General features: G+C 67.0%; 21 protein-coding genes. 14 read left to right on the top strand and 7 right to left on the bottom strand.

The genetic code is table 11. The features are described 5' to 3' along the window. From shn_RS26920 to shn_RS26910, 3 genes are read left to right on the top strand one after another with little or no spacing between them, the layout of a single operon-like run. Window positions 1-816, top strand: a complete 816-nt coding sequence (locus shn_RS26920; protein WP_064333596.1) for a DUF1295 domain-containing protein — start codon at window positions 1-3, stop codon at window positions 814-816. After that, window positions 813-1,844 (top strand): cyclopropane-fatty-acyl-phospholipid synthase family protein, encoded by a 1,032-nt coding sequence (locus shn_RS26915; RefSeq protein ID WP_064333595.1) that lies wholly within the window; start codon window positions 813-815, stop codon window positions 1,842-1,844. Before shn_RS26920 ends, shn_RS26915 begins: the two co-directional genes overlap by 4 nt. Further along, window positions 1,841-2,440: a hypothetical protein gene (locus shn_RS26910; RefSeq protein WP_064333594.1), complete on the top strand. Its 600-nt coding sequence runs from the start codon at window positions 1,841-1,843 to the stop codon at window positions 2,438-2,440. Before shn_RS26915 ends, shn_RS26910 begins: the two co-directional genes overlap by 4 nt. Here the strand turns inward: shn_RS26910 and shn_RS26905 are convergent. Beyond that, on the bottom strand, window positions 2,405-2,806 hold the full coding sequence (locus shn_RS26905; protein ID WP_064333593.1) for a DUF2177 family protein: 402 nt from the start codon (window positions 2,804-2,806) through the stop codon (window positions 2,405-2,407). The two genes, shn_RS26910 and shn_RS26905, sit on opposite strands and share 36 nt — an antisense overlap. Window positions 2,807-2,923: 117 nt before the next feature. Between shn_RS26905 and shn_RS26900 the strand changes: the two genes are divergently transcribed. From shn_RS26900 to shn_RS26890, 3 genes are all read left to right on the top strand, one after another. Further along, a complete protein-coding gene (locus shn_RS26900; RefSeq protein ID WP_064333592.1) occupies window positions 2,924-3,301 on the top strand; it encodes a DUF2147 domain-containing protein in 378 nt (125 codons plus the stop codon). Window positions 3,302-3,319: 18 nt separating this feature from the next. Then, the gene (locus tag shn_RS26895; RefSeq protein ID WP_064333591.1) at window positions 3,320-4,183 is read left to right on the top strand and encodes a DUF1365 domain-containing protein; all 864 of its coding nucleotides are present in this window, start codon (window positions 3,320-3,322) and stop codon (window positions 4,181-4,183) included. 398 nt (window positions 4,184-4,581) lie between these two features. Beyond that, window positions 4,582-4,887 carry a hypothetical protein gene (locus tag shn_RS26890; RefSeq protein ID WP_064333590.1) on the top strand — a complete coding sequence of 102 codons (306 nt, stop codon included), beginning with the start codon at window positions 4,582-4,584 and terminating at the stop codon, window positions 4,885-4,887. A 205-nt stretch (window positions 4,888-5,092) separates the two neighbouring features. Here the strand turns inward: shn_RS26890 and shn_RS35270 are convergent, their stop codons facing one another. From shn_RS35270 to shn_RS37210, 3 genes are all read right to left on the bottom strand, one after another. Beyond that, window positions 5,093-5,413, bottom strand: a complete 321-nt coding sequence (locus shn_RS35270; protein WP_245337471.1) for a DUF1403 family protein — start codon at window positions 5,411-5,413, stop codon at window positions 5,093-5,095. Window positions 5,414-6,031: 618 nt separating this feature from the next. Further along, window positions 6,032-6,526, bottom strand: a complete 495-nt coding sequence (locus shn_RS37645) for a helix-turn-helix domain-containing protein (RefSeq protein ID WP_371328623.1) — start codon at window positions 6,524-6,526, stop codon at window positions 6,032-6,034. A gap of 866 nt (window positions 6,527-7,392) precedes the next feature. Then, the gene (locus shn_RS37210; protein ID WP_245337490.1) at window positions 7,393-7,452 is read right to left on the bottom strand and encodes a hypothetical protein; all 60 of its coding nucleotides are present in this window, start codon (window positions 7,450-7,452) and stop codon (window positions 7,393-7,395) included. Between the two features lie 1,039 nt (window positions 7,453-8,491). Between shn_RS37210 and shn_RS26880 the strand changes: the two genes are divergently transcribed. Further along, window positions 8,492-8,857: a helix-turn-helix transcriptional regulator gene (locus shn_RS26880; RefSeq protein ID WP_245337470.1), complete on the top strand. Its 366-nt coding sequence runs from the start codon at window positions 8,492-8,494 to the stop codon at window positions 8,855-8,857. Continuing rightward, window positions 8,854-10,137: a type II toxin-antitoxin system HipA family toxin gene (locus tag shn_RS26875; protein ID WP_064333587.1), complete on the top strand. Its 1,284-nt coding sequence runs from the start codon at window positions 8,854-8,856 to the stop codon at window positions 10,135-10,137. The genes shn_RS26880 and shn_RS26875 overlap by 4 nt, the downstream gene beginning before the upstream one ends. 166 nt (window positions 10,138-10,303) lie before the next feature. On the opposite strand, the gene shn_RS26870 is transcribed toward shn_RS26875, so the two are convergent. From shn_RS26870 to shn_RS26860, 3 genes are all read right to left on the bottom strand, one after another. Further along, window positions 10,304-11,731 carry an FAD/NAD(P)-binding protein gene (locus shn_RS26870; protein WP_064333586.1) on the bottom strand — a complete coding sequence of 476 codons (1,428 nt, stop codon included), beginning with the start codon at window positions 11,729-11,731 and terminating at the stop codon, window positions 10,304-10,306. A gap of 9 nt (window positions 11,732-11,740) precedes the next feature. Next, window positions 11,741-12,373: an alpha/beta hydrolase gene (locus tag shn_RS26865; RefSeq protein ID WP_084438576.1), complete on the bottom strand. Its 633-nt coding sequence runs from the start codon at window positions 12,371-12,373 to the stop codon at window positions 11,741-11,743. A gap of 152 nt (window positions 12,374-12,525) precedes the next feature. Further along, window positions 12,526-13,398, bottom strand: a complete 873-nt coding sequence (locus shn_RS26860) for a GntR family transcriptional regulator (RefSeq protein WP_064333584.1) — start codon at window positions 13,396-13,398, stop codon at window positions 12,526-12,528. Between the two features lie 208 nt (window positions 13,399-13,606). Between shn_RS26860 and shn_RS26855 the strand changes: the two genes are divergently transcribed. The 6 genes from shn_RS26855 to shn_RS26830 all read left to right on the top strand — a co-directional run bounded on the left by shn_RS26855 (window position 13,607) and on the right by shn_RS26830 (window position 19,499). After that, complete coding sequence (locus shn_RS26855; protein ID WP_064333583.1) at window positions 13,607-14,527, top strand: GntR family transcriptional regulator; 921 nt, start codon at window positions 13,607-13,609, stop codon at window positions 14,525-14,527. Further along, window positions 14,524-15,882, top strand: a complete 1,359-nt coding sequence (locus tag shn_RS26850) for an acyclic terpene utilization AtuA family protein (RefSeq protein WP_064333582.1) — start codon at window positions 14,524-14,526, stop codon at window positions 15,880-15,882. The genes shn_RS26855 and shn_RS26850 overlap by 4 nt, the downstream gene beginning before the upstream one ends. Then, window positions 15,875-16,177, top strand: a complete 303-nt coding sequence (locus shn_RS26845; RefSeq protein ID WP_064333581.1) for a DUF4387 family protein — start codon at window positions 15,875-15,877, stop codon at window positions 16,175-16,177. The genes shn_RS26850 and shn_RS26845 overlap by 8 nt, the downstream gene beginning before the upstream one ends. A 345-nt stretch (window positions 16,178-16,522) precedes the next feature. Next, window positions 16,523-17,476, top strand: a complete 954-nt coding sequence (locus shn_RS26840) for a tripartite tricarboxylate transporter substrate binding protein (RefSeq protein ID WP_084438534.1) — start codon at window positions 16,523-16,525, stop codon at window positions 17,474-17,476. A 30-nt stretch (window positions 17,477-17,506) separates the two neighbouring features. Then, complete coding sequence (locus shn_RS26835; protein WP_210234636.1) at window positions 17,507-17,980, top strand: tripartite tricarboxylate transporter TctB family protein; 474 nt, start codon at window positions 17,507-17,509, stop codon at window positions 17,978-17,980. A 1-nt stretch (window position 17,981) separates the two neighbouring features. Continuing rightward, window positions 17,982-19,499 carry a tripartite tricarboxylate transporter permease gene (locus shn_RS26830; protein ID WP_064333579.1) on the top strand — a complete coding sequence of 506 codons (1,518 nt, stop codon included), beginning with the start codon at window positions 17,982-17,984 and terminating at the stop codon, window positions 19,497-19,499. Window positions 19,500-19,509 lie beyond the last annotated feature (10 nt).

Raw genomic sequence — 19,509 nt, 5'->3', positions numbered from 1 at the left:
ATGGGAGCGGTGGCCTTCTTCCTCCTGACGGCTGCCGCTCTCTGCATTGCCATGGCTCTTGCCTGGCTGGCCGTGCTGCGCGGCGCCAAATCCGGCTGGGTCGATGCGACATGGTCCTTCCTGGTCGGTGCGGCCGGCCTTGCGGTGGCGTTGACGCCGGTTCCCGGCTGGGACGGTGTTTTCGGACGGCAGCTTGCCGTCGCCGCCGCCGCCGGCCTCTGGTCCTGCCGGCTTGGTCTGCACATCGTCCGGCGCACCATCGGCGGTGGCGAGGACCCGCGCTACGCGCGGCTTCGGGAGGAATGGGGCGCTCGCTGGCGCTTGCGTCTGTTCGTTTTCCTCCAGGTCCAGGCCGCTGCCGCCTTGCTGCTCGCCGGCACCATATTCCTTGCCGCCCGCAATCCGGCACCTAGCCTGCAATGGAGCGACATGGCCGGCTTGACCATCCTTCTCCTCGCGGTGGTCGGCGAAGGCCTGGCGGACGCGCAACTGGCACGGTTCCGCAACGATCCGGCACAGGAAGACGGGGTCTGCGATATCGGCCTTTGGAGCCTGTCGCGCCATCCGAACTACTTCTTTCAATGGCTCGGCTGGACCGGCTATGCGGTGATCGCAATCGGTCCTGCGGGCGCCTGGCCCTGGGGCTGGGCGGCGCTGGCCGGCCCCGTCTTCATGTACTGGCTGCTCGTTCACGTCTCCGGCATTCCGCCGCTGGAGGCCCATATGCTGCGCTCGCGCGGCGCCGCCTTCACCGCCTATGCCCATCGCGTCAACGCCTTCTGGCCCGGCCCGCAAACAAGGGAGCGCGCACCATGAACCTTGCCGCCACCGCCATCACCGCCGCCGAACGCCTGCCCCTTCCCGACAGCGCCCTGCGCTTCGGCATCGACCGTCTCGTCGGCCGCAAGCGTCGGCATCTGGCAGGCGCCGGTGTGGCGGACCGCAATTTTGCGGCAGCCATGGGAGAATGGCCCATCGCCGTCCACACCGCGCAAGCCAACGCACAGCACTATGAACTACCGACGGAATTCTTCGCGCTGGTTCTCGGCCCAAGCCGGAAATACTCCTGCTGCCTTTACGAAACGGCAACCGCCACGCTTGCCGAGGCCGAGATCGCGGCCCTCAAGGAAACCTGCCGCCATGCGGAACTCGCCGACGGGCAGGATGTGCTGGAGCTCGGATGCGGCTGGGGCTCGCTCGCCCTCTTCATGGCGGAGCGCTATCCGGCGTCGCGCATCGTCTCGGTATCGAACTCGACCTCGCAGCGCCGCCATATCGAGGCGGAAGCCGGACGCCGCGGGCTCGGCAATCTCGCTGTCGTCACGGCCGACATGAATGCCTTTGCTCCTTCCCGACGCTACGACCGCATCGTCTCCGTCGAGATGTTCGAGCACATGTCGAACTGGAAGGCCCTGCTCGAACGCGCACGCGGCTGGACAAAGCCGGACGGGCGGCTGTTCCTCCATGTCTTCTCCCATTGCACGAGCGCCTATCGCTTCGACCATGCCGACAGGGCGGACTGGATCGCGCAGCACTTCTTCACCGGCGGCGTGATGCCGAGCCATGGCCTTGTGCGGGAATTCGGCGAAAGCTTCACCGTCGAAAGGGACTGGCGCTGGAGCGGCAGGCACTATGCCCGCACGGCACGCGACTGGCTGAAGAACATGGACGCCAACCGGGACGCGGTCCGCACGCTCTTTGCGGCGACGTACGGCCGCGACGCGGCGCTCTGGATGCGGCGCTGGCGATTGTTCTTCCTGGCGACGGCCGGGCTTTTCGGCCATGCGGACGGCACCGAATGGGGCGTCAGCCACTACCTGCTCCGCCCGGCCGGCCGGACATGATCACGGCCCTGCGCAACGCCTTCGCCGCGGTGCGCGGTTATGCCGACCATCCGGATCCGCGCGTGGCGGCCGCAAACGGCATCGCGCTCCTCGTCGCCTCCAACCAGCCATTCTATCCGATCTATCTCGTCTGGCTGGTGAGCCGGGACATCGCGCCCGCCTGGTTTACCTTTCTCTCGACACCGCTCTTTCTCGCCGTTCCGGCGGTGGCGCGCTGGAACACGCTGGCCGGGCGGGCGCTGCTGCCCGCCGCCGGTATCGGCAATACCATCCTCAGCGCCTGGCTTTTCGGCATCGCCTCGGCGGTGGAGATGTTCTTGATCCCCTGCGCCGTCATCGCACTTCTGCTGTTCCGCCCGTCGGAACGTCTCGTCGCCCTTGCCCTGGCAGGCTCTGCCTTTGCGGCTTTTCTCCTGCTGCCCGGCATCTATGGCGATCCGCTGGTCGCCTATACGCCGCAGGAATATGCAGCACTGGCACGGCTCAACATCGTCAGCGCCGCCATGCTGACGGCCTTCGTCGCCCTCGTCTTCTCGAACCGCCTCGCCGCGGCCGAGCGCTCAGCCGAAGCGGCTGGCGACAAGAAAGCCGGCTGAACCGCCTACCGCCGTCACGAAGGCGCCCCATGGAATATCGGCCAGCGTGACGGCAAGCGGCCAGTCGCGAAGCGTCGCCTGGTTGGTCAGATCGTAGGTGGCATAGGCGACGAGGCCGAGCACGGCGCCGTTGAGCGCCGCTTTCGAAAGCCCGCCGCCCTGCAGCGCCGGCAGCACCGCGAAGAACACGATGCCCGCGACGTAGATGAGGTAGAAGGCGATCGCCGGCGCCAGCCTGAACTGCGCTTCCAGCTTGTCGCCCAGCAAAGGCCGGTACAGCGTATCGGCCATCGTCGTCAGCCAGATCGCATCGACGATGAGAAACGCGATGCCGGCGGCAAGATAGGCGATGACGATCGTCTTCATATCGATGACTCCGGTGCGTTTCCCGCTTTTACGTCCTTTTCGCCGCAACGGATCACCGCGAGGTGAACCGAACGCGGCCTTTGCGCGTATGAGAGGAAAAGCAAGGAGGATGGCGTGATGAGAATGCCCGTCTTGACTGCACTTGCCTTCACCATGCTCGCGACATCAGGCGCTGCACAGCAATCCGCCGATCCGAGCGGCGTCTGGATGCGGGACGACGGCAACGCGCGCGTGCGCATCGCGCCCTGCGGCAGCAACATCTGTGCCACCAATCTGTGGATCGGCGACACCAGCAAGGGGGAGGAAGCGGGTGACCGTCTCGTGATGTCGCTGAAGCCGAAGAACCGCGATACGCTTGCGGGAACGGCCTATGATGCCAAGCGCGGCCGTACCTATTCCATCACCGTGCGGGTTTCGGACCGCGCGCTTGTCACGCGCGGCTGCATTCTCGGCGGCATACTCTGCAAGGATGTCCACTGGGCATCGGCGCAATGACATAGCGGGAAAGCACGCATGACCCGGAACCGCATATCGAGCATGGAGGAAAACGGGCCCCCGCCTGCGGCGGCCGGAATCCTTTATCCCGGCAAGGTCATGCATCAACGCCTGAATCCCTTCGGGCATCGCTTCAGCTATTCCGTCTTCTCCCTGCTCGTCGACATCGACCGCCTGGACGAACTCGACCGCATGTCCGGGCTCCTCTCCGTCGACCGATCCGGCATCCTGTCGTTCCGGACGCGTGACCATGCCGAGAGGGAGGGCGAAACCCTTCGGACGCTTGCCGATCGCCTGCTCGGCCAGGCGGGCCTCGCGCAACCGGCCGCCCGGATCCTGCTGCTCGCCTATCCCCGCATGTTCGGCTACGTCTTCAATCCCCTTTCGACCTACTTCGCCTACGACGCAGGGGAAAAGCTCATCGCGATCATCTACGCCGTGCGCAACACCTTCGGCGAACGCCACAGCTATGTCGCCCCGATCCTGCCCGGTGAGACGAGCCCGGCGGGAATCCGCCAGTCACGCACGAAGGTGTTCCACGTCTCGCCCTTCATGGAGATGGGCCTGCGCTACCATTTTCGTGTCCTCCCGCCCGGAAAGGCCGTGCGGCTGCGCATCCACGAAACTTCGGCCGGCGCGCCCCTGTTGGCCGCCGCCTTCCATGGCGAGGCGATGGCCCTCACCACCGGAAATCTCGCCCGATACCTGCTGCGCTTCCCGTTCATGACCCTGAAGGTCATCGCCGGCATTCACTGGGAGGCCCTCAAGCTCTGGCTGAAGGGCGCCCGTTTCCACCCCAGCCCGCCGCCGCCAGCAACCGCCAGCTTTCGCGACGAGGGCCGCCAGCCGGCTTCTTGCGAGGCCGTTCCACCTCGGCCCTGAGATCAAGGCCGCAAGGCCTGATCTTCTTAGTCGTCGCCGGCAGGTAGACCGGGGCTTCACAGGTCGTGGTGTTCCCCATCATCAGGTCGTAGAGCGTGGCGGCGAACAAGGCAGGGAAAGCATCCGGCCGGTACCTGAGCCCGGCCTCATATGGCTACCGGACGTCAGCTCGTTCCCCGTGCCCGGCGGCGCGGAGGACGCGCATTTAGGCGGCCTGGTACCGGGAGCGCGAAGAGACGCCGTGTTCCCGCGGACCCTCGAATGCCCTCGTGTCGCCCCGCAGGGCAGTCGCCGCTCGCCGTAAGCCAGCGATCGAAAGAGGATGGGTCGCGCAAAGTTTGGGTTGACCGCTTTCGATGGCGAAGCGACACTTCTACGGCAAGGCAGGAGGAAAAGCGATGGACGAACCAGACCGGTGGCGCCACATGGCAAGCGCACCGAGAGACGGCAGCCGGATTCTCGTCACGGTCCGCTCGTCCGAACAGGGGCCGGCGGAAGTCGATGTCGCCTACTGGTCGAATGGCGATCGGTTCGGTGCGGAAGGCTGGCGCGCCTCTGACTCCTCCCCGGGCCGAATCGTCGAATATGCCGAGCCGGAGCTGAAGTGCTGGATGCCCATGCCCTCGGCCAATCCCGGCCGCGCCTCCGTGCCCTCGCCCTGGGAAGGCGAGGACGCCCAGCAGCTTGACGGGTCGGGCATCTGACGAACCCGCTCCGCCGCCCGAAAGGGAAGGGCACCATGTCCTTGGGATCGCCTCCTTCGGCGGTGGGATTTGTCACGCCGGCCATGTCGACTTTCTTCCCGCTGATCTGGAAATAAACCCACGCCAATTGAAAACCCTCCTGGCGGCCTCCCGGCGCGGCAGTTTCACCGCGCCGCCAGCGAGGCGAGCCTCGCGCAGTCAAGCTTCAGCGATCAGATGCAGGCATTCGAGGAGAACCTGGGCGTTCAGCATGAATATCCGTCACCAGGTCCGCTGCGCCAAAGGGCGCGGGGCGGCCGGATTGACGTGCGGCACCGGCATGGTCGATCGCAGCGGTAAGCCGGCCGTCCCAGTCCAGCCCCGACGAACCAGTGAGCGCAGCGACGGATTTCGAGGAAAAGCCGGGTTTTCGAGCGGCCAATCGTTTGAAGGCCAAAAGCAGCCTTCCGGCCGGATCGGGATCATCACCGGCACCGGTCAGCAGCACGGCATCGCGCAGCGCCGCTTCGTCCTCGCCGCAACCCATCAGACGGCAGCGGCGGCAACACATTTCAGAGCCCGCCGAGACCGCCGGCACGCCGCCCAGACAGGCGCCGACCGGACGAGATCATCCAGGGATTTCAAGCGAGGCCGGAAGGCAGCGGCGAGCCTCACCAGGCTCGCGATTGCGCGGCAGTCGGGCAAACCTGCGGGGATCGCGAGGAAAGAACAAGCGAAGTGCCGAGCGAATCCATGCCCGCACCACTTGTTTGGAACTGTGCGGTTTACTCCATTCGTTCAGGCCTTAACCGCACGGCGCATCGCATCCCCATCGTGATGGATAAGATTGCCTTATCGGTCGTTTTGTTCATTATAGGGGAATGGACCGAATCGACGACGAAAACGCCGACAATCACCCCCCGCAATCCTCCGCGAAGCCGTAGGACGCAGCGATGGCCGAAGGCAAGTCCGCCACCGCCGTTGCCGCATCCGTGCCTCCCCGCCTGCCGACCCACCTGCAGGATCTCACGGATCGCGCCCGCCGGGGCCTGCCGCACCAGGGCGCATGAACCACTGCGGGAACGCGGTGTCGCCCTCGCATCCCAGCCGATCCCCCTCCGAGCCTCCTGCCAGTCGATCGGCACGGCCGGCAGATTCCAGACCGTCACGAGAGCGATCGTGGAGATGGAAATGCCGCCCGGCGAACTGCTCGCCCTCTATGGATCGATGACGAAGGAGGCGTAATTATGAACGACGGACCGGGCCGCAAGAACCTCGCCCTCGGGCTGATTTCGACAGGCCGCGACCGACCATCGGTGCGGAGAAAATCAGCCTCCTCCCCTCCCCTGGCGAACACCGGCGATGACGACACTGCTCCTTCCAAGCCGACCGCCGGCCGAACCCGGTTCCAAGACCTTGTTGCCAAGGGCACCAACTCGCCCGCACGAGCAAGCAGAGGCGCGAGGCTAAAGCCGAATGCCGCCCCGATCTCCCCTCCCCTGCCCCGATGCGCATAGCGCTTGCCGTTGGGGCTGTCGCGGCGTTCGATCAATCCCGCCTCGACAAGCGCGGCAAGGTGCCGGCGCAAGGTCGCGGCGGCTATGCTGCGCGGGAGGACACCTGCTTGTTCGACGGGACACTGCGAGCGGCCCGCGGTCATCGGACAGCTCAGCGCTCGGACAAAAGCTCGGCAGTGCCTGCAGCACCGTAATCGAACGGTCTTGCAAACACAAAACACCCTTCACCTCACCAATGCCGTTGAGAGCTTTCCATTTACGAGCACTTTATTCGGGCCACGGCCGGCCGTCGCGAGCTGGCCTTTGAGCAAGGCAAGTGTCATTGGCCGCAACGTGTGTGATCCTCTCAGTCGAAGCACCGCTTATTGCGAGGGATCGACCGCGTTAAACGCGCATTAGCTCCGGCATTCCTTCTGCCAGCCACCCTGCAAAGCCGTTCTCCTTTTTCGAGATGGTGACGGTCGTTCCCGCTAGCGTGGATTTCATGCGCCGAAAGACGCGGTCGCCAATAACGAAATCACGGTTTGTTCCTGAGTATCGTGTTCTGTCCGGGACGACGTCGCAGCTACCGCTCGCATCGCCAGGGAGATGCGTCCAGCGCCGTCCGCCGTTTGAAATTCCGTCGTGGGAAAATCTTCCGGACAGCTTCAATTCTGTTTGAGCCTTTCAGCGCCTCTGCAAACGCAGTCCATTTCGGACGGCCAGGGCCGGCGGCGTATCGAGAATGACAATGTCGTATCGATCCTCGACGCGAGCTATCGCATTGTTGAGCCGTTCGAGGAACAGCCCGAGATCGTCACGGTTTTCTGCGCGAGGCAGGAAGGGATGTCGAACTCAAGATCCATGAGTTCCAGATTGCCCGGGACGAGATCGACGTCCGGAAATACGTCGTCCGGATCACATCCGCCAGCGAACGTCGCTCGTTATCGTACCGGATCGCAGCATAGGCCGTTTCATTCTCCCCGAGATCGAATGCCGGCTGGATTCTGAACAACGCCGTCATCGACGCTTAAGGGTCCAAGTCGATGCAAAGGACGCGATAGCCCTGGAGGCCGAGAGAATGGGCCAGGTGGATGGAAGTCGTCGTTTGGGAGTTGCCACCTTGAAGTTCGCCGTCGCGATTGTTTGCGGCTTCTCGCCCGCGCGACGACAGGGCAGCAGGGTCTGGGCGTCGTCGGGGCGAAGCGCCGCGAGAAATGCACGCAGCTCTCTCACCTGCTTAGCGGTATATAGGCGTGAATTGTTGTCCGCACGCTCCGGTACAGGCCCCTTCCCTCTCGATGATGAGCTGCCACAAAGTGCTTTCAGGAAACTTCCGCAAGCGCACGAGGTCGGTTGTTGAAAACATACGGGCGAAGGTTTTTTGCTGCCGGAGGAGAAAAGCCCTCTCACGCATCTCGTGCAGCACGGCCGATAGCTTCATCGTGTAGGTGCCGATCTTCAATACGGCATCGGTGACGGTTAGGGACGCCAGACAGGTTTCGATTCTTCAAGGCGTTTTCGTTAACAAAAGGTTATCAGCACACGGGTCGGCGGGAGCCGCCGTCTTTTACACTGTGTCAATCGGACCGCTGCTTAACAGCTGTTAAGTGCGCTCCATGGTGAGCCCTGCGCTTCGTCTTCGGCAAACTGGAAGCCTCCGATCTGCCTCTCTGGGCGTGTTGAACCTCGTGCTCGTCTCAGATGGATCCCACAACACGCGGCTTTCTCAAGGGGATAAGCGTTAGAAGGAGGTGTGGAGGTAACAGATCATCGTTCAGTTGCCAGCTGTCAACTCGGCGAAGCCTCATTGCAAAATGCCTTGGGCCATAGTCTGACCCCGCGCCGCGATGGTAAGTTCGACCGTTGCGGCGACCGACCGGGGCAAGCCGACACGGGCCGGGATGGCTGCGCGATTGCGTCCAATTCCGGCATCCCTGGCAAACCGGTAAGGAGTCAGCGATGCAGTGAAGCACACCGTCAGCAGTGGGCGGTGAGCCGGGAGCGATCCTTTTGACCATCAGGCAAAAGGCGCCGGGGAAGATGCGGAATACCGCTCTTCCCGGGAGGAAAAGCGGTATTCCGCTTTTTCGTCGGGGCATTCCGTGTTATGCGGAAATCCGCTTGTTTTGAAGAAAAGAGCGTTTTCCCGCATGAAATCCTCCGTCGCAGAAGATCTTGGCGCGCAGCTGCGCCGCACCCGCAAGGGCCGCGACCTGACTCAGCCGGCGCTGGCGGCGCGGCTGGGGCGGGATCGGGCGCGCATTTCGGAACTGGAACGCGACCTCATCCAGGGGCGGCTGGGGCGCGACCGGCTGGCGCTGCTCCTGGAGATCTGCGACGCACTGGATCTTGCCCCCGTGCTGGTGCCGGCCGAACGGCTGGCGGCGGTGCAGGCGCTGCTGGTGCCCACAGGCTCGGGAGAGGGCGCGACAAGCCCCGGCGGCACCGCCTTCGACGATGTCTTCGTCGACCTTGCCGACGGAGGGGCATGATGGCGCGCGCGGCGGTGCTCGGGGTGCATCTCCTCGATGCGGCGGGCATGCCCCGGCGGGTCGGCATCCTGTCGCGCGACGGGGAGGGAGCGACGGCCTTCCTCGTCGACGAGGCCTATCTGCGCGATCCGGCGCGGCCGGTGCTGAGCCTCGGCTGGCAGGTGCCGGGCGACGAGGCGGCGACGCGCGGCCGGCTTGCCGCCCGCGGCGACAAGATCGGCCTCAACGGCCACCTGCCGCCCTGGTTCGCCGGGCTCCTGCCGGAGGGCGCGCTGCGCGATCTCGTGCTCGCCGAGATGGGCCCGGGCCGGCACGACCAGTTCGACCTCCTGATGCGGCTTGGCGGCGACCTGCCGGGCGCCGTGCTGGTGACGCCCGAGACGGCACCGCCCGAGACCGCCGGCCCCCTCCACCTCGAACGGCTCGCCGGGCTCGACCTGCCGCAGCCGGAGGGGCTGATAAAATTCTCCCTGGCCGGCGTGCAGCTGAAATTCTCCGCCGCCCCTGCCGGCGCGCGGCTGACCGTGCCGGCGCGGGGCGGGGAGGGGAGGGCGATCCTCAAGGTGCCGGCGGCGCGCTATCCCGGCCTGCCGGAGGCCGAGTTCGCCGCCATGACGCTCTGCCGAATGATCGGCGTGGCGACGGCCGATTGCCGGCTCGTGCCGGTGGACCGGATCGACGGCCTGCCGGCGGGCTTCCTTGCGGGCGGGGCGATGGCGCTTGCCGTCGATCGCTTCGACCGGCCGGAGGAGGGTGGGCGCCTGCATATGGAGGATGCCGGCCAGGTGGTCGGCGCCGTCGGCGAGCGCAAGTACACGATGGCGACCTACGAGACGATCCTCAACATGATCCGCCGCTTCAGCACCGACTGGCGCGCCGACGTGCTGGAGGGCATCCGCCGCATCGTCGCCGACGTGCTCGTCGGCAATGGCGACAACCACCTGAAGAACTGGTCCTTCCTGTTTCCGGGGGGCGGGGCCGTGCGCCTGTCGCCGGCCTACGACATCGTGCCGACCGTGCTCTTCGCCCCCACCGACCAGCTGGCGCTGCGCTTCGTCGGCACCCACGGCTTTTCCGCCGTCACCCTGCGTCGCTTCCGCCGCGTCGCGGATTTTCTCGGGCTCGATCCGGACTGGATCGAGCGGGAGGTGCGCGACACCGTGCTGACGGCGCTTGGTCTCTGGCCCGCGGCGCTCCGCGAGCACCTCGGCGCCGCGCAGGCGGAGCGCCTGACCGCGCGGCTCGAAACGCTGGCGCTGGTGCAGGAGGCGCGGGGCTAGCCCCGTACGCCGTTTTTCAAGCGCTGGTTCCAGCCGTTCATCGCATCTTCGGAAGGCATCTAGGCTGGAGGCCCCCCAGGCCGTTGCCTGCTGTAAATGGATCCTGGAACCCGCCCCGCCCTCCTTCTCCCTGCCGGAAAGACGATCACGGCAGGGAAGGGTGTGTTCAGCCGTGGGCGCGCACCTGCGCGGCAGGAAGACTGGCGGCGATCTCGCGGGCGACGAGGACGGCGTGGTCCGTCACCTGCGGCAGGCCCATCAGCTCGCCGAACGTGCCGCGTGCCAGCGGGCCGGCGACGAGGAGCGTGCCGGACGGCCGCCCGTCGGGGGCGATGGTGCGGCTCTGTTCATCGACCAACAGGCCGAGGCCCGCCGGATCCGCCTGGACATGGCCGGCGGCAGCAAGGCCGGAGAGGAAGGGCTGGCTTTCCAGCACCGTCTCGTGGCCCGGCCCCGTCGTCACCACCACGGCATCGAAACGGCCGTCTTCGAGGCCCCGGCCGTGCCGCAGGCGCAGGCGCACGGCAAGGCCGCCCGTCCCGTCATGCGCCGCCGCCGCGATCGAGGCGGCGCGGAAGGCAAGCGTGCCCTCGGCAAGGCGCTGCTCCAGCACCGCCTCCACCTGCGGGGCGATGCGGAAGCGATGGGCATCCCAATAAGGCCGCAGGAAGCGCAGGAGCCGCCGGCGCTCGACGAGCGGCAGCGCACGCCAGATCGCGCCGCCCTCCGCCCGCACCCGGTCGAGGACCGCATGCCAGCCGATGCCCTGCGCCCTCGCCTCGGCGACCGTCTGGCGAATGCGCCGGAGCAGGGCACGCGCCGAGCGGGCGGGCGGCGCGGTGAAGCTGCCGAACGGCGCCGGCGCGGCGAGGTCGTGGCCGCGGGCGCGCAGGCCCCGGCGCGAAACGGCGGTGATGAGGCCGCGATGCCCGCGGGCATCGAGCGCGGCGATCACATCGGCCGCCGTGAGACCCGCGCCGACGACCAGGACCCGGTCGAGCGCGCCGATGTGCCTGAGGGCGCCGGGCACGGTGGCATCGGGGATGTAACCGGGATGCCCGGCAAGGGCGCGCTCGAGCACCGCGGGGGCGCGCGGGGCCGGATGGGTCGTGGCGATGACGATGGTGTCGGCGAAGAGCACCGTCCCCTCCGCGGTCGCGATGCGCCAGTCGCCGCCCTCCTGCCGGGTGATCGCGGCAACGCGGCCGCGGTGGTGCTCCACCGCCCCGCTGCGAAGGAGCGGCGCGAGCTCGTTGGCGACATAGCGGCCGAAGGCCGAGCGGCGGGTGAAGACGTGGCCATCCGCCGTCTCCGCCCCCGGATCCGTCGCAAGATAACCGGTCGCCCGCAGCCAGCGGGCGAAATGCTCGCCGTCGTCGGGCAACAGCGACATGCGCGCGGCCGGCACGTTGATCCGGTTCACCGGCTCGTCCGTGTCATAGGCAAGGCCGCCGCCGAGCCGGGCGCGGGGTTCGAAGACGACGATGCGCGCCGCATGCGCCGGCAGCGACCGCGCCAGGTGATAGGCGACGGCCGCTCCGCTGAAGCCGCCGCCGACGATCGCGACGACCGGAAGGAAGGATGAGGTGCTCATGCGCGCCTTTCAGTGAAGAGCCGCGGGGGACGCCCCGGGAGAAGGGATGCGGGATGGCAGGCGGGACGGCGCGCGGCCCGCGCCGGCCGCCCGCGTCTTCAGGAGATCGAGGAAATCGTAGCCAGCCGTCCACCGGCCGAAGCCGCTGGCGACGTTGATATGGCCGGCATGGCCGATATCGACGAGATCGCTGCCCCAGGCCCGCGCCGTCTGGCGCAGCCGTTCGGCCGGCATGTAGGGATCGTTGAGGCTGCCGACGACGAGGGAGGGAAAGGGCAGCGGCCGCGCCGGCATGGCGCCGAACCGGATGATGCAGGGATGCAGCGCCTCGGTCGTCTCCAGGTCGCAGGGCGCCACCAGCAGCGCGCCGCGGATGCGGCCGGCCAGCCGGCTTTCGGCGAAATGCGCCGCCAGCAGGCAACCGAGGCTGTGGCCGACCAGCCAGACGTCGTTGCCCACCATCTCCACCACCCGTTCCAGCCGGACGAGCCAGTCCCCCTGCTCCGGGCAGGACCAGTCGTGCTGCTCGACGACACGGCTTTCCAGGTTGTCGCGCGCCCAGTGACGCTGCCAATGCGCGTCCGGCGAGCCGTTGAGACCCGGCAGGATGAGCGTATCGACGGGAATATCGAGCGACGGCATGACGGCCTCCAGCATATCGGGATGCCCTGCGGCATCGATACCGGGGAGGATAGCGCGTTTGCCCTGCGAGTATAGAAATTCTATCTTTTATATGGACTAATTTCGGAAAAGCCTTTTCGCGCCCGCCGGGGCGGCGCCCGGCCCGCGCCGGTTCAGGGCGACGGCGCCTTCAGCGGGCCGAGCGCGCTCAGGTGCTTGCGCATCGCCTCGGCGGCCTCGGCATTCCGGCTGTCCAGCACCAGTTCGAGGATGTGCACATGTTCTGCGCAGCGCTGCCGGGCCTGCTCGCGGTCCACCCGCTGCTGATATTCGATGAGCCGGCGCAGCCGGTCGACGCGTCTCAGGCTTTCGATGAAGAAGGCGTTGCGGCTGCATTCGGCGATCGCCTCGTGCATCTCGCTGTTCGTCTCGAACAGGCGCACGGCCGAGATCTCCAGAATCTCCCCCGCCACGAAACGGCGCTGCTGTTCGAGATGCCGCTCCAGCACGGGCCGGTCGAGCGTGAAGCCCGGCTCCAGCAGCGCGGCCGGCTCGATGGCCTGGCGGAAGCTGTAGCTCTGCCGGTAGGTCTCCATCGAGGTCAGCACCGGCAGGAAGCGCCAGCCGTGCCCCGGCAGCCGCTCCGCCCAGCCCTCCTCCGACATGCGCCGGAGCAGCGCCTGCAGGCGCGGGCGGGTGATGCCGTAGCGGCGCAGGAGCTCGTTCTCGCTCGTCCGGTCGGGGATCGCGCCGGCCAGCCGGTCGCGGGCGATGGCGAGATAGACCTCCTCGCCGCCGTCGGGCACCGGTGTGCTGGCAGCCAGCGCCTTCGCGGCCAAGGGGTCGGCCACCTTGAAGCCGCCGCGCTCGGCCGCCGCCAGCACGCCGGCGCGCTGCAATTCGCGCAGCGCCGTGCGGATCGGCGAGCGCGAGACGAGGAAGCGTTCCGCAAGCCTGCGCTCGGTCAGGGGCGCGCCGGGCGCCAGCCGCTCGGCGTGCACGAGCCGGGCGATCTCATGGGCAAGCGTGCTGGGTATCGGGGTCATGGGCGCTCCTGCATGGCTTGGGCCTTGTCGCATGTTCCGCAGGCTTCGCCAAGCATCGGTTCTTTGTACTTGCATAATACCAGGATTCAGACTATTGGACTTTTGTCATTTCAAAACACCAGAAGGGCGTGCCGGGGAGAACGGCGGGTCAGATTGATCGCCTGTGGATTGTCGTATATACGCGCTTAATACCATCCAGGGGTCGATCATGAACGAACTTCATCGCTCGCTGGCGGACAAGATCGTCCGCCATATCAGGACATCGGCCATGGAACGGGGACAGCACCTGACGGAAGCCAGCCTCCAGTCCCTGTTCGGCACGTCGCGCCAGCCGATCCGCTCGGCGCTCGGCATCCTCGCCGACCAGGGCATTGTCGAGCGGGTGCCGAACAAGGGCTTCTACCTGCGCGATCCCGACCGCATCGCCGCCGATCCGCTGCCGGCAGCCAACGAGACGTCGGACGAGGCGACCTATCTGCGCATCGCCGACGACCGCCTGTCGCGCCGCCTGCCGGACCGGGTCAGCGAGACAGACCTGATGCGGCGCTATGGCGTGTCGCGGCTTGGGCTGCGGCGCATCCTGACGCGCATTTCCGGCGAGGGCTGGATCGAGCGCAACGAGGGGCGGGGCTGGACCTTTGCGGTGCTGATCGATTCCGTCGAGGCCTACCGCGAATGTTACGACCTGCGCCAGGCGATCGAGGTGCACGGCATCCGCTCGCCCGCGTTCCGGGCCGATCCCGTGATCCTCGCGGACCTGCGCCGCCGACAGGAGATCGTCGCCGGCGGCGGCTGGCGGCGGCTGAGCCAGATGGAGCTGTTCGAGGCGAATTCGGCCTTCCACGAGGGGCTTGCCACGCTCTCCGGCAACCGTTTCCTGGTCAACACGGTGCAGAAGCTCAACCAGCTCCGCCGCCTGATCGAATACCGCCAGACGCTGAATGCCGAGCAGGTGCGCGACCAGAATGCCGAGCACCTCGCCATTCTCGACGCGCTGGATGCCGGCGATACCGGCCGGGCGGCGGACCTGATGCACGACCACCTCGGCAAGGCCAAGCTGCGCAAGGCCCGCGCCGAAATGTTTTCCGGTGGCCCCGCTGGCGGGCCGAGCAAGGGAGGTGACACATGACACGCGTACTTATACCCGCAGGCGCGCTGGGACTGGGCTATGACCGCGCGGCGCTGGAGCGCGGCGTCGCCAACCAGCCCGACATCATCGCCATCGACGGCGGATCGACGGACAGCGGCCCGTCCTATCTCGGGCGCGGCGTCTCGAAATATTCGCGCGCTTCGACCAAGGTGGAGTGGCGCGAATTGATGCAGGCGCGGGCCAAGGCCGGCGTGCCGCTCGTCATCGGCACCGCCGGCACCTGCGGCGCCGATGCGGCGGTGGACTGGCTGTTCGACATCACCCGCGAGATCGCCCTGGAGGAGGGCATGCAGGTCAAGGTCGCCACGCTGAAATCCGGCCAGCCGAAGGAACGGGTGAAGACCGCGCTCGGTGAGGGCCGCCTGCACGCGCTGCCCGCGGCGCCCGACATCAACGAGGCCATCGTCGACGACTGCACCAACATCGTCGCGCTGGCCGGCGTCGAGCAGGTGGCGGCAGCGCTCGCCACCGGGGCGGACATCGTCATCGCCGGCCGCACCACGGACACCGCCATCATCGCGGCCCTGCCGGTCGTGCGCGGCGACCATGCCGGCGCCGCCTGGCATGGCGCCAAGGTCGGCGAATGCGGGGCGCTCGCCACCACGCAGCCAAATTCCGGCGTGATCCAGATCGACTTCGACGCCTCGGGCTTCACCATCGAGCCGATGGCGACGGACGCCGCCGCGACGCCCTACACCGTCTCGGCCCACATGCTCTATGAGAACTCCGACCCCTTCATCCTGCACGAGCCGGGCGGCCATCTCGACGTGACGCGGTCGGAATACGAAGCGCTCGACGGGCGCCGGGTGCGCGTCGAGGGCTCGAAATGGGTGCCGGGGCGCTACACGGTCAAGCTGGAGGGCGCCCGCATCGTCGGCTACCAGACGGTCGGTCTCGCCGTTGTCCGCGAGCGCCGCTATGTCGAGCATGTGCGCGAATGGGCGGCGGATATCGAGGCCAGGGTGCGCGACAAGATCGTCGCCCGCATGGGCCTTGCCCCCGATGCCTTCAGCGTCGAGATCCGGCTGATCGGCATGGATGCGACGCTCGGCGCGCTGGAGAACCGCCACGACATTCCCGTCGAGGTCGGCATTCTCGGCATCCTCACCTGCCCGACCGCCGAGCAGGCGGCCGAGGCCGGCAAGATCCTCAACCCCTATCTCCTGCACCATCCCCTGACCGAGGACGAGCCGATGCCGACCTTCGCCTTTCCCTTCTCGCCCGCCGAAATGCAGCGCGGCGCGCTCTACGAGTTCTGCCTGAACCATGTGATGGAGCTGGACGACCCGCTCGCCGCCTTCGCGCTCGAAACCCACGAGGTGGGACATGCCTGAACTGGGAAGCCTCGTCAGCAAGGTCCGCTCCAAGAATGCCGGGCCGTTCTGGCTGACGGTCGATGTCTTCTGCGACGACCCGGCAACCTATGCCCGGGTGCGCGACGGGCTGAAGGACGCCACGGTGGCGCGGCTCTTCGGCGTCGAGCAGCAATTGCTCAAGCGCTTCGACATCCCAGCGCTCAACGTGGTGAAGTTCTCCGTGCCGCGCCCCGTCGTCCAGGGCACTCGCGCCGACCGCGACATGCACGGCGCCGGCTGGGCCTGCCTGCTGGAGGAACTGCAGATCGACTGAGCGGCCTGTTGCGCACCGTTCCTTGCAGCGCCCTCTGCTCCGGCAGGGGGCGTTTCGTTTGTAGGTCGAGGTTGCCGTTCTTCCCTTCTCTCCGAGGGGGAGAAGGGGATGGGGCGACCGACCGTTTCCTCATGCAGTTGTCCTGCCTTGCGGGGGAGATCGGAGCGAGCGCCCTTGAGCGCCCTTGTCTCCTCTTCGCTCCATGTCCTCCCGGCAACACGGGTGTTGCGCAATCGATCGCATTGTCGTAAATGTAATATTAAGACAACGGCAAGGAGGCCGGTGTCTGTGTTGCCGGATCTGGCAGCACCGGGGCTTTCGGCCCGGACTTTTTGGGAGGAAATTATGATCAAAGCAGTTTTTGCCGCAGCATTGGCGTTTTCGCTTTCGGCCGCAGCGCCGGCCCTTGCCGATCCGGCCGTGGTGATGGCGCCGGGCGGTGCCGGCGGCGGCTATGACGCCATGGCGCGCCTGCCGTTCGAGGCCATGTCGAAGGAGGGCATCTTCACCGACGGCGCGACCTTCACCAACAAGGGCGGCGCCGGCGGCACGATCGGCCTTGCGGAGTTCATCGGCGCGAACCGCGGCAACGACAATGCCGTCATGTCGATGGGCGTCATCCTGGTCGGGGGCATCCTGCTCAACTCCTCGCCCGTCACGCTCGACGACGTGACGCCGCTGGTGCGCCTCACCAACGATACGGGCGTCGTCGCTGTCGCGACCGATTCCCCGATCAAGACGGTGGACGACCTCGTCAACGCGATGAAGGAGAACCTCGGTGCCGTGTCGATCGGCGGCGGCTCGGCCGGCGGCGTCGACCATATCGTGATGGCGCTGATCGCCAAGGAGAGCGGCCTGGAGCCGGCCAGGCTGAACTACATCCCCTATGACAGCGGCGCGGAAGCCGTGACCGCGCTCGGCGGCGGTGCCGTATCGGTCGCCGTCTCGGGCGTCTCGGAATTCAAGCCGATGGCCGATGCCGGCCGCATCCGCATCATCGCCGTCACCTCCGAGGGCCGCGTCGAGGGCATCGACGCGCCGAGCCTGAAGGAAGCGGGCCTCAACGTGGTCGTCGGCAACTGGCGCGGCATCGTCGGCGCGCCCGACATGTCGGCGGAGGGCCGCAGCATGTGGCTCGACCGCTTCGCCAAGATGCACGACAGCGCTGCCTGGAAGGACATCCTGGTCAAGCAGGGCTGGGAAGACGCCTACCTCGCCGGGGATGATTTCGTCGCCTTCCTGAACGACGAGAAGACCCGCATCGGCGAAATCCTGAAGGAAGCCGGCCTCACCAAATAAGCCGCCGCGCTTCTCGAAAGGATGTCTGACATGACGGAACGCCCCTATTGGCTTGCGGCGGGAACGGTCGGCTGGGGAGCCATCGTTTTCTGGAAGGCCGCGGAACTGCCCCAGTTCGACCAGTACGCCCATGTCGGCCCGGGCTTCATGCCCTCGGCCGTCGGGCTCGGCCTGGTCGTCCTGGGCCTGCTGCTGGCACTGCAGATCTACCGGGGCGTTCCGTTCGAGGAACAGGGCGCCGAGGACGTGGGCGAGGACCACAAGGTCAACTACATGGCGCTCGGCCTTGCCGCGGCCGCCAGCGCCCTGCCGATGCTGACGATGAAGCCGCTCGGCTTCGTCATCACCTGCACCGGCTGTTTCGTACTGGTTGCGGCGGCCTTCAAGTCGCGCCGCTGGCATCTCGACCTGGTGCTCGGCCTCGGCTTCTCGCTGCTGTGCTGGTGGCTCTTCCGCAGGCTGGGCGTCCAGCTCGGCGGTCTTCTTCCGATGATGGGGGTGTAGGATGGATGCGATCACCGGCCTGATGAACGGTTTTTCCGTCGCCCTGCAGCCGCAGAACCTGTTCTGGGCCTTCGTCGGCACCTTCATGGGCACCGCCATCGGCGTGCTGCCCGGCATCGGCCCGGCGCTGACCATCGCGCTGCTCCTGCCCGTCACCGTCTATATCGAACCGACGGCGGCCTTCATCATGTTCGCCGGCATCCTGTACGGCGCCATGTATGGCGGCTCGACCACCTCGATCCTGCTCAACACGCCCGGCGAGAGCGGCGCGATGATGACCGCGCTGGAAGGCAACAAGATGGCCCGCCAGGGCCGCGGCGCGGCAGCGCTCTGCACGGCCGCGATCGGCTCCTTCGTCGCCGGCACCATCGGCACGCTCGGCATCACCTTCCTCGCCCCGCCCATCGCCGAGCTCGCCTTCATCTTCAAGCCGCAGGACTATTTCGCCCTGATGCTGCTCGCCTTCCTCTCCGTCTCCGTGGTGATGGGGACCTCCAAGGTGCGCGGCTTCATCGCGCTCTTCCTCGGCCTGTCGCTCGGCGTCGTCGGCATCGACAAGCAGACCGGCCTGCAAAGGCTGACCTTCGGCGTGCCGGACCTCATGGACGGCGTCGAGATGACGGTCGTGCTCGTCTCGCTCTTCGCCATCGGCGAGACGCTCTATGTCGCCAGCCGCTTCGGCTTCCAGAAACCCAACCTCAATCCGCTGGCCGGTGGCATCTGGATGACGAAGGAGGACTGGAAACGTTCCTGGAAGCCGTGGCTGCGCGGCACCCTCTTCGGCTTTCCCATCGGCGCGCTGCCGGCCGGCGGCGCAGAAATCCCGACCTTCCTGTCCTATACGGTCGAGCGCAGCCTGACCAAGCATCCGGAGGAGTTCGGCCATGGCGCCATCGAGGGTGTGGCCGGCCCAGAGGCTGCGAACAACGCCGCCGCCGCCGGCATCCTGGTGCCGCTGCTGACGCTCGGCCTGCCGACCTCGGCCACCGCCGCGATCCTGCTCGCCGCCTTCCAGAACTACGGGCTGCAGCCGGGGCCGCTGCTGTTCATCAACTCCGCCGATCTCGTCTGGGGCCTCATCGCCTCGCTCTATGTCGGCAACCTGATGCTGCTCGTCCTCAACCTGCCGCTGGCGGGGCTGTGGGTGCGGCTGCTCTTCATCCCGCGGCCCTATCTCTATGCCGGCATCCTGATCTTCTCGCTGGTCGGCATCTGGGGCGTGTCGAACTCCTGGGTGGACCTTGCCATGATGGCCGGCGTCGGCGTGCTCGGCTATACGATGCGCGTCTACGACTTCCCGATCGCCCCGGTGCTGATCGGCCTCATCCTCGGGCCGATGGCGGAGGTGCAGATGCGCCGCGCGCTCGCCGTGGGGCAGGGGGATCCGATGGTCTTCGTCTCCACCCCGCTCTCGGCCGTGCTGGTCGCCGTCTCCGCCCTGATCCTCATCGTGCCGGCGCTGCTGCAATGGCGGCGCACCCGCAAGATCGACATGCCCGACGAAACCGCCGGCGTCTGACGCCGCCCAC

It is taken from the genome of Shinella sp. HZN7 (assembly GCF_001652565.1).
GTDB lineage: Bacteria > Pseudomonadota > Alphaproteobacteria > Rhizobiales > Rhizobiaceae > Shinella > Shinella granuli.
Note: the sequence above shows the minus strand (reverse complement) of the source record. Positions and strands in the feature narration are given on the sequence as shown.

Bases quoted from the DNA above. Each gene is read 5' to 3' on its own strand.
- shn_RS35270 (WP_245337471.1), bottom strand. From the start codon at position 5,413: ATGGGTTGCGGCGAGGACGAAGCGGCGCTGCGCGATGCCGTGCTGCTG.
- shn_RS26850 (WP_064333582.1), top strand. From the start codon at position 14,524: ATGACACGCGTACTTATACCCGCAGGCGCGCTGGGACTGGGCTATGAC.
- shn_RS26870 (WP_064333586.1), bottom strand. From the start codon at position 11,731: ATGAGCACCTCATCCTTCCTTCCGGTCGTCGCGATCGTCGGCGGCGGC.
- shn_RS26845 (WP_064333581.1), top strand. From the start codon at position 15,875: ATGCCTGAACTGGGAAGCCTCGTCAGCAAGGTCCGCTCCAAGAATGCC.
- shn_RS26895 (WP_064333591.1), top strand. From the start codon at position 3,320: ATGACCCGGAACCGCATATCGAGCATGGAGGAAAACGGGCCCCCGCCT.
- shn_RS26830 (WP_064333579.1), top strand. From the start codon at position 17,982: ATGGATGCGATCACCGGCCTGATGAACGGTTTTTCCGTCGCCCTGCAG.
- shn_RS26855 (WP_064333583.1), top strand. From the start codon at position 13,607: ATGAACGAACTTCATCGCTCGCTGGCGGACAAGATCGTCCGCCATATC.
- shn_RS26835 (WP_210234636.1), top strand. From the start codon at position 17,507: ATGACGGAACGCCCCTATTGGCTTGCGGCGGGAACGGTCGGCTGGGGA.
- shn_RS26910 (WP_064333594.1), top strand. From the start codon at position 1,841: ATGATCACGGCCCTGCGCAACGCCTTCGCCGCGGTGCGCGGTTATGCC.
- shn_RS26860 (WP_064333584.1), bottom strand. From the start codon at position 13,398: ATGACCCCGATACCCAGCACGCTTGCCCATGAGATCGCCCGGCTCGTG.
- shn_RS26905 (WP_064333593.1), bottom strand. From the start codon at position 2,806: ATGAAGACGATCGTCATCGCCTATCTTGCCGCCGGCATCGCGTTTCTC.
- shn_RS26865 (WP_084438576.1), bottom strand. From the start codon at position 12,373: ATGCCGTCGCTCGATATTCCCGTCGATACGCTCATCCTGCCGGGTCTC.
- shn_RS26890 (WP_064333590.1), top strand. From the start codon at position 4,582: ATGGACGAACCAGACCGGTGGCGCCACATGGCAAGCGCACCGAGAGAC.
- shn_RS26915 (WP_064333595.1), top strand. From the start codon at position 813: ATGAACCTTGCCGCCACCGCCATCACCGCCGCCGAACGCCTGCCCCTT.
- shn_RS37645 (WP_371328623.1), bottom strand. From the start codon at position 6,526: ATGACCGCGGGCCGCTCGCAGTGTCCCGTCGAACAAGCAGGTGTCCTC.
- shn_RS26840 (WP_084438534.1), top strand. From the start codon at position 16,523: ATGATCAAAGCAGTTTTTGCCGCAGCATTGGCGTTTTCGCTTTCGGCC.
- shn_RS26920 (WP_064333596.1), top strand. From the start codon at position 1: ATGGGAGCGGTGGCCTTCTTCCTCCTGACGGCTGCCGCTCTCTGCATT.
- shn_RS26875 (WP_064333587.1), top strand. From the start codon at position 8,854: ATGATGGCGCGCGCGGCGGTGCTCGGGGTGCATCTCCTCGATGCGGCG.
- shn_RS26900 (WP_064333592.1), top strand. From the start codon at position 2,924: ATGAGAATGCCCGTCTTGACTGCACTTGCCTTCACCATGCTCGCGACA.